The organism is Rothia similimucilaginosa (genome assembly GCF_029850875.1).
Taxonomy (GTDB): Bacteria; Actinomycetota; Actinomycetes; order Actinomycetales; family Micrococcaceae; genus Rothia.
The window spans coordinates 147,732-160,773 of the sequence record NZ_JAOVAM010000006.1 but is presented as its reverse complement, the minus strand read 5'-3'; the positions used below and the strand labels follow the sequence as shown (position 1 = coordinate 160,773).

The window sequence follows — 13,042 nt, the reverse complement described above, 5'->3', positions numbered from 1 at the left end:
ATATGGCGCTTTTCACGCCTTTTATGCTGTTATCAGCAGATATAGGACCAAATCCTCGAGGATTAGGAACCCATTTCCGCAAGGTAAGCGGCGAGCGCCTCGCGGTGATCGCGCGGGGTGAAGCCTGCAGCAATCAGCTTGGACAGGTCCATTGCCGAGTTCGCCGGACGGTGAGCGAAGAGCTCAGCGTTGGCAAAGTATTCCTCGGTGGTGGTGTCGCTGACTCGTGCCGGGTCGTGGCCGGTGCCTTCGTACACTGCACGAGCGAACTGTGCCCAGTTGATGACTTCACCGGTGTTCGACACGTTGTAGGTGCCGTATTCAGCGCCGGAGAAGAGCAGGTACAGGGCAGCTGCTGCCAGATCCTGTGTGAAGGTCGGACGACCCCACTGGTCGGCAACCACGGACGGGTCGATACCGCGCTCAGCCAGGGACGCCATGGTGCCAACGAAGTTCTTGCCGGCACCAACAACCCAGCTGGTGCGCAGGATGTAGTGTTTACGCCATGCGGCAGCGGCAACCTCACCAGCAGCCTTGGACGCGCCGTAGACGCTCAGCGGCGCCAGGGGATAATTCTCCGGGTATTCCTCACCCAGGGGCAGGGAGCCGTCAAAGACGTAGTCGGTGGATACGTGAACCAGCGGCAGGTTAGCTTCTTCACAGATGGAGGCAAGAGCGCTCACGCCCAGGGCGTTAGCTGCCCAGGCGTCGCGGCGACCCTCGGGGGTTTCAGCCTGATCCACTGCGGTGTACGCTGCAGCATTGATGACCGCACGGAAGGAGCGCCAACGGAATGCATCGCGCCACTGCTCGGGCTTGCCCAGGTCGAGGCGGTCGCGATCCACAGTCAGGAAGGGTACGTTCTGCTCGGTGAGCTGGCGAACCAGCTCGGTACCGAGCTGACCGCCCGCGCCAATGATCAGGATCGGATCGGCCTCCAGGGGCTCGATCTCGTTCAGACGTGGGTGGTTACGGTCCTTCTCGGAGAGCTCTGCCTTCGTCAGGTCGATGGGCCAGTCGATTGCAACGGTCTCATCGGCAAGGTTCAGAAAGCTATAGCCGGATACTGCGTCCGCCGACCAGTGGTCGTTCACCAGGTAGGTGTAGGCAGTGTTCTCTTCCAGGGTCTGGAAGGAGTTACCCACGCCGCGGGGCACGAAGATTGCGGTGTCCGGGCCCAGCTCCACGGTGACGAGCTTGCCGAAGGACTCGCCGGCACGCAGGTCAACCCACGCGCCAAAGATACGGCCGGTCGCAACAGAAACGTACTTATCCCACGGCTCGGCGTGGATACCGCGAGTGGTACCTACCGAAGCGTTGAACGAGATGTTGTTCTGGACGGGGTTGAAGTCGGGCAGACCAGCTGCGAGCATCTTCTCGCGCTGCCAGTTTTCCTTGAACCAGCCGCGGTTATCGCCGTGAACCGGCAGGTCAATAATGAGCAGACCCGGAATCTCGGTTTCAGTAACCTTCAGTTCCTTGGTCATTACTGACCTGCCTTTGCGTACTTAGCCTCGACTTCAGCCTTCAGGGGCTCCCACCAGCCACGGTTCTCGGTGTACCACTTAATGGTGTCGGCAAGACCGGACTCGAAGTCGGTGAACTTCGGCTCCCAACCGAGCTCTGCACGCAGGCGGCTACCGTCGATTGCGTAGCGCAGGTCGTGACCGGGGCGGTCAACCACGTGCTCGAAATCGTTCTCATCCTTGCCCATCAGGCGCAGGATGGTGCGCAGAACGGTGATGTTATTCTCTTCACCGTCTGCACCGATGAGGTAGGTTTCGCCAATCTTTCCCTGCTCCAGGATGCGCAGCACAGCAGAAGAGTGATCGGATGCGTGAATCCAGTCACGAACGTTCAGGCCCTCGCCGTACAGCTTCGGGGTCAGACCCGAGAGGATGTTAGTGATCTGGCGGGGGATAAACTTCTCGATGTGCTGGTAGGGGCCGTAGTTATTGGAGCAGTTAGAGATGGTTGCTTCAATACCGAAGGAGCGGACCCATGCACGCACGAGCAGGTCGGAGCCTGCCTTAGTGGAGGAGTAAGGGGAAGAGGGGTTATAGGGGGTGGTTTCGGTGAACTTTGCCGGATCGTCCAACTCAAGGTCACCGAAGACCTCGTCGGTGGAGATGTGGTGGTAGCGAGTGCCGTGCTTACGGACTGCTTCCAGCAGGGTGAAAGTACCGATGAGGTTAGTGTGGATGAACGGTTCGGGGTTAGACAGAGAATTGTCGTTGTGTGATTCCGCAGCGTAGTGGACAACAGCGTCTGCCTTACCGACCAGTTCGTCAGCCAGCCCGCGGTCGGCAATATCGCCTACAACGAGCTTGAAGCGGGATTCAGGAAGACCTTCCAAAGACGCGGCGTTTGCGGCGTAGGTCATCTTATCTAGCACAGTAATAGTGTGATCAGTGTTATCGATGAGGTGGTGAACAAAGTTCGAACCGATAAAACCGGCACCGCCGGTAACAAGAATGTGAGTCATACGGTAGATTTTACCTGGCTAAACAGTGATTTTTATGCCTCAACAAAGAGATAAACATGACACAATAAGAAGTTATGAAGGGAATTATTCTTGCCGGCGGTACCGGAAGCCGTTTGCACCCTATCACTCAGGGTATTAGCAAGCAGCTCACTCCGGTCTATGACAAGCCGATGATTTACTACCCGCTGTCCACTCTCATGTTGGCGGGTATCCGCGATATTTTGATTATTACCACTCCTGCCGACCAGGAGCAGTTCCAGCGACTGCTCGGTGACGGTTCCCGTTTCGGTATTAATCTCGAATATAAGGTGCAGCCTTCTCCGGATGGCCTGGCACAGGCATTCATTCTGGGTGCCGACTTTATTGGCAATGACCCTGTAGCGCTCGTGCTCGGTGACAATATCTTCTATGGTCCCGGTCTGGGCACTCAGCTTGCCACCTACGAGCAGAAGGACGGCGCGACTGTCTTCGCTTACCAGGTTGCTGACCCTCGCGCCTACGGTGTGGTGGAGTTCGATGAGGACTTCAACGCGCTATCCATTGAGGAGAAACCTGAAAACCCCAAGAGCGACTACGCTATTCCGGGTCTGTACTTCTACGACTCAAAGGTTGTAGAGTATGCACGTCAGATCAAGCCTTCCCCGCGCGGTGAGTTGGAAATCACTGACCTCAACCGCATCTACCTGGAACAGGGTAAACTGAAGGTAGAGGTTCTACCTCGCGGTACCGCGTGGCTGGACACCGGAACCTTTGATTCACTAGCTGACGCCAGTAACTTCATCCGCACTGTTCAGAGCCGTCAGGGCCTGTCAGTTGGTTGCCCGGAGGAAATTGCGTGGCGCCACGGTTGGCTTTCCGATGAGCAGTTGCGCGACATTGCTACCCCCCTCGTCAAGAGCGGTTACGGTAGCTACCTGCTCGGATTGCTCCGCTAATAAACACCAGGGGATTTTCGTATCCCTTCACCGTCTGCAACAACACTCCACGTCGCAGGTACACTAACTCAAACTTTCTGGAGTATTCTCACTACCATGACCATTTTGGAATTTTTCCGCACCACGAGGGCTAACCTCTGGTTGCTGATCATTGGCATCGTTGTCGGTGCCACAGCGGGCTTCGGCTATGCCTCTCTCCAGCCGAAGGTCTACGCCGCATCGGCCTCGGGCTACGTGACCGTGGGTGAATCCGGTACGGTGGATGTTCTCTCAGGCTCTTCGGCCGCTAAGGATCGCGCTCGCGCCTACGCAGCTATCGTCTCCTCTGAGGCTGTGGCACAGAAGATTAAGCAGAACACCCCTGAGCTGTCCCTGACTACCGGCCAGATTCGCGCAAGCCTCACTGCAGCTGCAGGTGAAAATACTGCACTGATTACCGTGAACGCGCAAGCTTCTTCGCCAAAAAACGCACAGTTGCTCGCTAACAGTGCTTTGCAGGCTACTGCGGACTATATCAAGCAAATTGAGCAGAACCCCGGTAACGCTGAGGCTCTGGTAAATGGCGACGATACTGCTGCTTCACCTGCTGGAGGCAACACCATTCGCGTGATTCCGTTGAATAACGCAAGCGTAAACCCTCCGCTGATAGCTCCGAACTACCAGCAGAACGTGCTCATGGGTGCTGGTGCCGGTTTGGTTCTGGTCTACGCGGCAATCTTCCTGCGCCGTGCACTGGATCAGCGCATCCGTACCCGTGACGACGCTACCAAGGCAACCGGTGCAAGCGTCCTGGGCGTTCTGCCTGTTAGTGACGACCTGAACGAAGAAAACATCGTTAACGGCAACACTGACGACCACATTGCACAGGAATCCATCCGTCAGCTGCGCACCAACCTACGCTTCGTGAATGTTGATACCCCCCCGCGTTCGTTCATCGTCACCTCCGCAGTGCCCGGTGAAGGTAAGTCGACCGTGTCGCTGTCTCTGGCTCGCGCAATGGCTGATGCGGGTTCGCCCGTCATCCTCATTGACGCCGACCTCCGCCGCCCCACCGTAGCTAAGAAGCTGAAGCTGGACGCTAAGGTTGGCCTGACCCAGGTTCTGGCTGGCCAGGTTGAGATCGCTAACGCTGTGCACCAACTCGGTGAATCAAACCTCTTCGTCCTTCCTGCAGGTCGTATCCCCCCGAACCCCTCCGAACTTCTGGGCTCCGATAAGATGCGCCAGCTGATCAATGAGCTTTCCGAAGAGTTCATCGTAGTCGTTGACGTTCCGCCGCTGCTACCCGTGACCGACGCTTCATTGCTCTCCCACTCCGTGGATGGCGTGATTCTCGTTGCTTCTATCGGCCGAAGCCACCGTGAGCAGATGGCTGAAGCTTCCAACATTCTAAAGAAGGTCAACGCAAACCTCATCGGTATGGTTCTGAACCGTGCACCCCGTAAGGGCCTCGGTAACTCCTACTACGGCTTCGGTTACTCAAGCGCTTACGTTGGTTATGCAACCTACTACGGTTACAGCAAGGAAGACGATAAGAAGTCATCTAAGAAGTCCTTGACCAAGAAGTAATAACGTAATAAGCACCCTAAATCTTAGGGAGCGACTTAGGGCGGGATGGGCAGTTTTTCTGCCCGTCCCGCCTTATACTTATCTGGTATACATGTGCACCGAAAGGCTATTGTGACCACTCACTCACCCAATACCCCGGAGCCGCAGACTACTCCTCTGGCGGCACGGATTCGGCTTGCGCACGCCTACTTCCAACGAATGGCTGACATGCACTCAATCGATATTCTGCATGTCAAAGGCTACGCTTTCTCTCAGGAAATTTACCGCAAGGGTAGGTACAGCTCCGACGCCGACCTGCTGATCCGTCCCTCTCATGTGGACCGTTTTGTAGAGATTCTTCTGGCAGATGGATGGCGTATTCAAGCGCACTTCGAGACAGGCTCAGTGTTCGAGCACGCAATGACGCTCTACCACGCTTCATGGGGCCTAACCGATATTCATCGTTTCTTCCCCGGTCTTGGACGCCACGGCGATTATGAGAAGGCGTTTGACCGTGTCTGGGCGGCACGTAAGACCCGTATGATTGCTCACCATCCCTGCGCTGTTCCCAGCGATCTGGACGCACGTCTTCTCGTGGTGCTTCACCGCGCCCGTGCGGCATCACGCTACAGCGCGGATATTAACTATCTGGTTTCTCTACTCTCCTATAGCGATTGGCAGCGCCTGCGAGCCCGTGCCGAGGAGCTTGACTCATCCCTCGCATATAGCGCGGCTATGGGTGGTCTGGAGCAGTACCGTGACGACCGCGACTATCTGCTGTGGCTCTCAGTCTCCCAGGATGTGCCCCACTATATTCAGTGGATTGGGCGCCTGCAGTCAGCGACCACCCTGCACGATAAGCTACGCACCCTCAAGAACATTTTCCTCGTAAATAAGGACCACCTGGCGATGCAGCTGGGACGCACCCCCACTAAGGCAGAAATACGTGCAAAGTTCTTTGAACGTTTCGGAATCAAGGTGAATAAATGAGCAATCCAGTAGATTTCCGTCAGACCGTATACGGTATCCCCGAGAACATCGCGTACGTTCATTCTGAAGAGTTCGCTAAGTACTCCCCCACGGCAACTTATCTCGCGAATCTTGCCAACGGTGAGCTGTCTGTTCTACAGGATTCAGCCTCCATTATTTGGAGTATTTTTGAAGATCCGATGTCTCTGCAGGATGCTATCGATGCGCTCTGCGAAATGTATGAACAGCCCGTAGAGATTATGGGACCGCAGATTGAGGGTTTTATTCCGGAGTTGCTCTCCAAGGGGCTCCTAGAAGCCCGCTAAGGCTCTCAGAGAATATAAAAAGAAGGCAGGGCGGTAGAACTTTTTATAGTTCTACCGCCCCGCCTTCTTCTATGAGCCGTCTAGCTCTTTTAGTCTTCGGGCAGAGCCTGCACGTACATCTTCAGACGGGTGATGAAACGAGCCTCCGAGAAACCGTCAACGTGCTCACGGATGTAGTCAGCATCCCAGTCATCCGGGTTGAAAGCCTTGAGAGCTTCCACCAGCTGCTCCACGGTCGGCTGGTTAATGAACATACCGGTCTTGCCTTCCTGAATGGTATCCAGGAAGCCGCCCGCACGGTAGGCAATCACAGCCTTACCGCTAGCACCTGCCTCCAGCGGGGTAATGCCGAAGTCCTCATAAGAGATAGCCAGCAGTGACAGGCAGTGACGGTACGCGTAACGTAGCTGCGCGTCCGAAACGCCCGAAACGATACGAACGGTCGGGCCCGCAAGCGCTTCCAAGTGCTCCTTCTCCGGACCGCGACCAATCACCAGCAGCTTCTTGCCCAACTCATTGCAGGCTTCAATAGCCTTATCAACATTCTTGTAGGGTAGCAGGCGAGAAACGATCAGGAAATAATCGTCCGATTCGGTGAACTCTTCCAGACCCGGAATAGGCTCAACCGGTGCGGTGGTTTCTACCGAGTGCGGCGGGAAGAAAATCGGAACGTCCTTCTTGCCGTACACGTTCTCGATGCGCTTCTTAATCACGCTCGCGTTCGCCACGTACACCGCCGAGCGGTGAGCCGCCCAGTGATCCCAGAGCATCAGCGCAGGACGCAGGGTCTTCAATAGCAGCGGCACGGGGCCGGTGCTTTTCTCGCCCAGGTACTGATCGCTCAGGTATAGCCAACGCGCCGGTGAATGGCAGTAAATGAACTTACGGCCGGCGAAGTTGAAGCCGTGCGCCCAACCGGTCGTCGATACCACAGCACGCTCAGCCGGCACCTTCAAGAAAGAAGAAGCAAACGGCAAAATCGGCAGAGCCATGCGGTGGTTACGACGCAGATAACCAATCTTGTTCAAAGGACTCGTGATAATCTTCGCGTCCTTGAACTCGGGGAAGGTACCCTCCGGGTCGTACAGAGTAGTGTAAATCGGTGCATCCGGGAACGCACGGTGCATCGCCAGAACAACACGCTCCGCGCCGCCGCGCTGAGTCAGATAGTCGTGGGCAATTGCAATCTCTTCAGTAGCCTCAGGCTTGACCAGCGGCACGTAACGGCGCGCCAGGCGACCAAGCTTCTTGAGGCTCTTCGGTATATCCGCAAGCACCGCGTCGGGGTTCTTCGGTCCGGTAACCGGAGCGGAGGTCAAGAGCTGAGTGAGTGACATTTTCTTTTCCTCCTAGAAAACTGTCTGAGCTCGCTCAGGATAGTGAATACCGGCGTAGGATGCAGCCTCAACCTGCAACGCCACAAGCTTCTCAGCTGCCTTAGTGGGTAGCTTCAGCAGAATCTTATCGCTCGCATCGCCGAGAGCCTTAATGGTCTTCTCGGTGGTGAAATAAGCGAGGATCTTGACCAGCAAACCCCAAGGACCCATCGGGTTCGGGGCGGGGTGTGCTTCCTCGCCGTGCTTACGCACGAAGATGGTACGGGCAGAGCCCGAGTGCAGGGCACGCAGAGCACGCACAGCAGTGGTGGTAGCCTCTGCATAGTGCTTGACCTCAACTTCATCAGAGATGATGATGCGGCCACCAGCGTCATGGACCATTTTGCCCATGTCTACGTCTTCCCACCCGTAGAGACGGTACGCAGGGTCGTATCCGCCGGTACGGTCAAAGTACTCCGCAGAGATAGAAGAGTTACCGTTCCAGTACAGCCAACGGCCTTCTTCAGCTACGCTGAGGGCGCCTTCTTTGAATCGTGCATCGCGGAAGTTACCGTACACACGAGAATAGGGCGTGTCCGGGTACACGTTCTTCAAGGTGCCAATCACGCCGTCATAATCACGGTGCAGGTGAATCTGCGCCTCGACATAGTCAGCAGCAGGCTCAAGATCGTCATCGCAACGGATGAGGATATCCGCATCAGCCGCACGGTGGCCAGCATTCAGCGCTGCCACACGACCGCGGTTCTCCTCAAAAACGATCTTGGTCAGGTTCAGCTTGCCTTCTGCAATGTAGCGGTCAAGCACAGCTTCACTGTTATCAATATCGCCGTCGAGGACCACGATAACCTGGAAGTCCTTCTCGGTCTGGGCGGCAAGCGCATCCAGCGGGTAATGCAGAATGTCTGCACCACCGCGAGAGGGAATAATAACCGCAGCCTTGTAGCGGGGGGTAGTCTTCATAATTTTCCTTCCGTTTTGAGTGAGAGGATATCCGTTGGGAATGATCTATAGATTTAGAAGCACCTTAGCGGATAAAACGTTCCAGAATCTCACCAACACGGACCTTACCTGCTTCAGGCGAGTAGTTCTCCTGCCACCGCCAGAACAGCTCGGAGGTTCGCTCCGCCAGTGCTTCTGTGTCTTCTCGAAGCTCAGTACCCAGGCTCTTAATAGCCTGTGCAAGAGCTACCGGCTGGTCAGCAGGCACAACATACGGGTACGATGCGCCACCCAGCACCTCCGATAGCGCACCAGCATCACTGACAATCACAGGGACGCGTGCACTCATCGCTTCAGCGACCACCAAGCCAAAGGACTCGGGGGCAATCGAAGGTACAACGAGCATGTCGATATCACCGAAAAGACGATCCGGGGTAGTCCAGCCCAACCGAGTGCTGAACGTGGCAACACGGGCTAGCGCGTCCTCGACCTCAGCGCGTTCTTCGTCAGATGCGAAGACAGGCTCGCCGCCAATCACCAGGTCGTATTCGATACCGTTAGAGTTCAAGGAACTCATCGCCTGGCACAGGGTTGCGATGCCCTTAGACGGAGTCAAACGCCCCAGGTAACCGACACGGAGCCGGTACTCCCCCACACGGTGGTCCAGCTCGGTGGATACACCTCTGACCCAGTTCGCAAACAGCTGGCTGCCGGGACAGGCACGAGCCACATAGCGGCTCGGAACCAGGGTGACAGACGCCTTATGGCGGGCAAAGGGTACGAGCTTCGCGTTCACACCGGCAGGAAGCTGGTGCAGGTGCACGATGCGGTTCTTACGACCGCCCGTTGCTGTTGCGGGAACCAGACCGTTACACCACAATAGAACGTCCTTATGGCGAGCATGCCAGCTACGCAGAGCCACCATATACTGTGCGCGGTTCTTAGCCGGCAAGACAATGCGGGGGAACCCCTCATCCGCAGCAGCTTCTACAAGCTGCTTCGGCTCGGAAGGACCCACAATAGTGACCTTGTAGCCAAGGCTACGGGCTGCTCGAGCAATATTCAGGAGCATGACCTCACCGCCACCAATATCACCATTATTGGTGGCGATGTAGAGTTCTTTCTCCATCCTTCTACTCCTTCACCAGCTTGCGGGCGGGTGCATAATTCTTACCGGAGTATTTGATACTTCCGCGGATACGTCCCAGGGATGCAACCCAGTTGGCAACATCTCGACGAGCAACTTTACGGTGGGTCATAGCCTGACGCAGGATATTCAACAGCTGCTGAACACTGCCGGTCACAGTAGACTTCAACAAATACGTTGCAGAATCATACTTGGGAAAACGACGGGCCATCAGCACACGTCCTACACCCAGCTCATACTTCTTACGGATAGAGCTCTTCCCCTCCGAGAGAGTAAAACGAATCTCTGTTTCAGGGATAAAGCGCATCACGCCGTCGGCTTCCTGATGACGCCACGAAATATCCACATCCTCATAGCCGTAGCGAGGAAGAGACTCATCGTAACCGCCAATTTCAAAAAAGCGTGCACGGGTCATAGCGCAATTGCAGTTGCCCACGTGCGGCAGATAAGGAGTCGCAATCAGACCTTTGCCAAAGGCATCGGGGCGAGGGCTGCCATTAACGTCAAAAGCGCGAATCCAGCCACCTGCTAGTTCCTTATCCTGCACCTCTGAAAATGCCTGAACCCACTGAGGAGATACTTCATCATCAGCATCGCAGAATGCCAAGACTCTACCCGATGCGGCACATGCACCGGCGTTACGGGCCGCGGGAATACCCGGAGTTGCGCAGGCGTCCACGACCTTGACCATGAATTTATCCTCTCGGGGTTCCTGAGCCCACGCTTCCATAACGGCGCGGGTGTTGTCCTCTGAACCGTTGTCTACCAAAATTACTTCGTACGGAAGCATAGTTTCCTGGTTCTCCAGGGCCTTAAGCTGGCGAGGAAGAGTCAATGCAGCGTTCAGCGCACAAATAATGACGCTAACTTCAGGAGTTCGATTAGTCTTAGACATTTTCTTCCTTCCACATCGGCGCAGCGTGCTGCGACTTCTCTTCCGCCTCACGAATTTCAATTCGCTCGTCAAAGCCTTCGATACTTGCCTCATCGTGGCCGGTACCCAAACGCTGTTCACGTTCAAGCAGCAACACACGTAGAGCAAAACCGCATGCAATAGCCCACGGCCAGGTGTAGAACACCTCGCCCAGACGGGATGCACAAATCATGATGGCAACGCCTGCACCCTGCACGACATAGAATTTAGTCGGCAGAGTCTTTTTGCCGCTAAACACATTCACGATAAAGAGCAAGGTAATGGCAACGACCAGAATCATCCATGGCCAACCGCCCTCAACAAGCGCAGACCAGTATGAATTGTGGAAGAACCAGGTCTTCGAACCAGTATGTGCCAGATAGACATATGCTTCGCCCAAGCCCTGCCCGAAGAAGCCAGAAGCCTGAACCTTAATCTCAGAAGCCTGGTCGATCAGTGAACGAAGCGCATCCGTACCGGTACGGTCCGCAAAGACGCCGGACTGCGAGTAGTCGCTAGTCAAGATATCAATTAACCAGTACAGCGCTACACCCAACGTAATACGACCAAAGGTCTTCATACGGTTCGCAATAACAATCCAAATCAGACCCGCCACATAGGCAGCAATCGAGGTACGAGAACCAGTAGCCCACAACAAAGCAGAAAAAACCACAATGGCAAGAATGACTTCAATCTTGTTACGGGCGAAGCTCAGAATCAGCAAACCAAAGAGGCAATACACCAGACCCGAGAAGTTCTTATCGCCCAGCCAACCGGTCAGGTAGCCGTAGTAACCGGTCACCGGCGCAAAGCCGACGAAGTAGGCAACCGCGTTGAAGATAATTGCGGTGGAATATCCCAACACGATGGAGCGGATATGTAGACGCCCATCCGCGATGACCCAGATGAGGACTGTCGCCGCCACAAGACGGAGCAAACGACGCGTCCAATCCGATGCATCCTCGGAATGTACACCGTAGAACGAGACAATTGCAAGGTACCCCATCGCGATAAACATGATGGTCCGCAGGGTGGCGTAGCGGCTCACGTCAAATGTTGGCTTACGGGTCAATCCGTATACCGCCAAAACGATAATAACTACCTGGTTAAAGGGCAAACCGAGGCCAGGCACAGCATCACCAAAAAGCAGAAGGAACGCCATAATGAACTCAGGCATACGAATCTGGCTAGTCTGATGGCGGACATAAGCGCTACTGCGAGACACCGCTTCAGAGAAACGTGAAGCTTCCGGCTTCTCAGCGGGCTCGTTCAAGTGCGCGTAAACCTGCGAAGTCTGGCTCATGAGCTGCCTCCTCGAAGTACACGTGCGTATACGTCAACCGTCTGAGCGGCCATCTGCTCATTCGAAATCCAGGTGAAAGGCTCAGCCTCACCCTTCTGCATCTGCTGGCGCATAGCCTGCAGAACATCCTGAGTTAGGGTTGTGCTCTGGCGGTCCACCAGCTCGTCGGCACCCAAAATCTCCGGGTTGCCGCCCACAGCGGTAGCGACCGTCTTCAGACCGGCTGCCTTAGCATCCAGCAGAGTGTAGGAACAGTTCTCCCACACCGACAGCTGAACAATCATGTCGCTACGGCCCATCGCCTCAATCGGGTTAACAAAGCCGCTGAAGGTCACCGAATCACCCAGGTTCAGACGCTGAGCCTGAGCCTGCAACTCGGACGCCAAATCGCCAGAGCCCGCAATCTCAAGATGAGCCTGCGGGTAATCAACACGAAGCTGTGCAAAAGCGTCCAGCAGCACGTCAATACCCTTCTCAGGGGACAGACGAGACAGCGAAAGAATACGAGGGCCGCCCTCAGCGGGTGCACACTGCTGCTCAACAGCCGCGTGCACCTCGGGGATATCCACGCCGTTGTACACCAGCTCCACGCCACGAGCGCCCCACTTGGCACGCATCTGATCAGCGGTGGAACGAGAAACAGCAATCGCTTGGTCGGTACCCCACAGGCGCACACGGTGTACGGTCTCCATGAGCTTAGAACGCCAGGAGCTACCGTGGTATACCGAGTCATTACCGGCGATACCGTGTTCAGTGGTCAGAAGCTTCGGCACGCAGGTGCCACGCTTGATAACGCTACGGATACGCAGAGCATTCACCACGGCGGTCGCTACAACGTCCGCATACGCCAGGTGGCTGTGCACAATATCCGGGCGGAGCTGCTCAATAGCCTTCTGCAGAGAGGTAAAGGAAGTCTTAAAACCGTAGTCGGGGCCAAATTCAGCCTTGATGACGGTGACGCCCAGTTCCTCAAGGCGGCTTGTGAGCTTACCTTCGGGTGCGAGAACCACCAGGTTAAAGCCGGGGAGCCCGGCACGTGCCATATCGACAACGTGCCGAGCTACTCCACCAAACTCGGGAACCGGAACGACCCACAGGGCAGTGGGAAATCCGTTTGAATTCATGAGTGAGTGTCTACTT

The 13,042-nt window shown here is 55.7% G+C and carries 12 protein-coding genes; 4 read left to right on the top strand and 8 right to left on the bottom strand.

Annotated elements, in window-relative coordinates; translation table 11 throughout:
- Positions 1–62 precede the first annotated feature (62 nt).
- Positions 63–1,487 carry a dTDP-4-dehydrorhamnose reductase gene (rfbD, locus tag QFX05_RS06215; protein WP_279741839.1) on the bottom strand — a complete coding sequence of 475 codons (1,425 nt, stop codon included), beginning with the start codon at positions 1,485–1,487 and terminating at the stop codon, positions 63–65.
- Positions 1,487–2,485 carry a dTDP-glucose 4,6-dehydratase gene (rfbB, locus tag QFX05_RS06210; RefSeq protein ID WP_279741838.1) on the bottom strand — a complete coding sequence of 333 codons (999 nt, stop codon included), beginning with the start codon at positions 2,483–2,485 and terminating at the stop codon, positions 1,487–1,489. The genes rfbD and rfbB overlap by 1 nt, the downstream gene beginning before the upstream one ends.
- Before the next feature lie 74 nt (positions 2,486–2,559).
- On the opposite strand from rfbB, the gene rfbA reads away from it, so the two are divergent.
- The 4 genes from rfbA to QFX05_RS06190 all read left to right on the top strand — a co-directional run bounded on the left by rfbA (position 2,560) and on the right by QFX05_RS06190 (position 6,263).
- A complete protein-coding gene (rfbA, locus tag QFX05_RS06205; RefSeq protein ID WP_279741836.1) occupies positions 2,560–3,420 on the top strand; it encodes a glucose-1-phosphate thymidylyltransferase RfbA in 861 nt (286 codons plus the stop codon).
- A 96-nt stretch (positions 3,421–3,516) separates the two neighbouring features.
- Positions 3,517–4,989 (top strand): tyrosine-protein kinase domain-containing protein, encoded by a 1,473-nt coding sequence (locus QFX05_RS06200; protein ID WP_279741834.1) that lies wholly within the window; start codon positions 3,517–3,519, stop codon positions 4,987–4,989.
- Positions 4,990–5,100: 111 nt separating this feature from the next.
- On the top strand, positions 5,101–5,958 hold the full coding sequence (locus QFX05_RS06195) for a nucleotidyltransferase family protein (protein ID WP_279741832.1): 858 nt from the start codon (positions 5,101–5,103) through the stop codon (positions 5,956–5,958).
- A complete protein-coding gene (locus tag QFX05_RS06190) occupies positions 5,955–6,263 on the top strand; it encodes a PqqD family protein (protein ID WP_279741830.1) in 309 nt (102 codons plus the stop codon). The genes QFX05_RS06195 and QFX05_RS06190 overlap by 4 nt, the downstream gene beginning before the upstream one ends.
- 89 nt (positions 6,264–6,352) lie before the next feature.
- Here QFX05_RS06190 and QFX05_RS06185 read toward each other — a convergent pair whose 3' ends face one another.
- The 6 genes from QFX05_RS06185 to QFX05_RS06160 all read right to left on the bottom strand — a co-directional run bounded on the left by QFX05_RS06185 (position 6,353) and on the right by QFX05_RS06160 (position 13,026).
- Positions 6,353–7,600, bottom strand: coding sequence for a glycosyltransferase (locus QFX05_RS06185; RefSeq protein ID WP_279741828.1), 1,248 nt, complete (start codon positions 7,598–7,600; stop codon positions 6,353–6,355).
- Positions 7,601–7,612: 12 nt separating this feature from the next.
- Positions 7,613–8,560: a glycosyltransferase family 2 protein gene (locus QFX05_RS06180; protein WP_279741827.1), complete on the bottom strand. Its 948-nt coding sequence runs from the start codon at positions 8,558–8,560 to the stop codon at positions 7,613–7,615.
- A 64-nt stretch (positions 8,561–8,624) separates the two neighbouring features.
- Entirely contained in the window at positions 8,625–9,668 is a 1,044-nt protein-coding gene (locus QFX05_RS06175; RefSeq protein WP_279741826.1) for a glycosyltransferase family 4 protein, read from the bottom strand.
- Positions 9,669–9,672: 4 nt separating this feature from the next.
- Complete coding sequence (locus QFX05_RS06170) at positions 9,673–10,581, bottom strand: glycosyltransferase family 2 protein (RefSeq protein WP_279741825.1); 909 nt, start codon at positions 10,579–10,581, stop codon at positions 9,673–9,675.
- Positions 10,574–11,902, bottom strand: a complete 1,329-nt coding sequence (locus QFX05_RS06165; protein ID WP_279741824.1) for an O-antigen ligase family protein — start codon at positions 11,900–11,902, stop codon at positions 10,574–10,576. The genes QFX05_RS06170 and QFX05_RS06165 overlap by 8 nt, the downstream gene beginning before the upstream one ends.
- Entirely contained in the window at positions 11,899–13,026 is a 1,128-nt protein-coding gene (locus QFX05_RS06160) for a glycosyltransferase family 4 protein (RefSeq protein WP_279741823.1), read from the bottom strand. Before QFX05_RS06160 ends, QFX05_RS06165 begins: the two co-directional genes overlap by 4 nt.
- Positions 13,027–13,042: the final 16 nt, after the last annotated feature.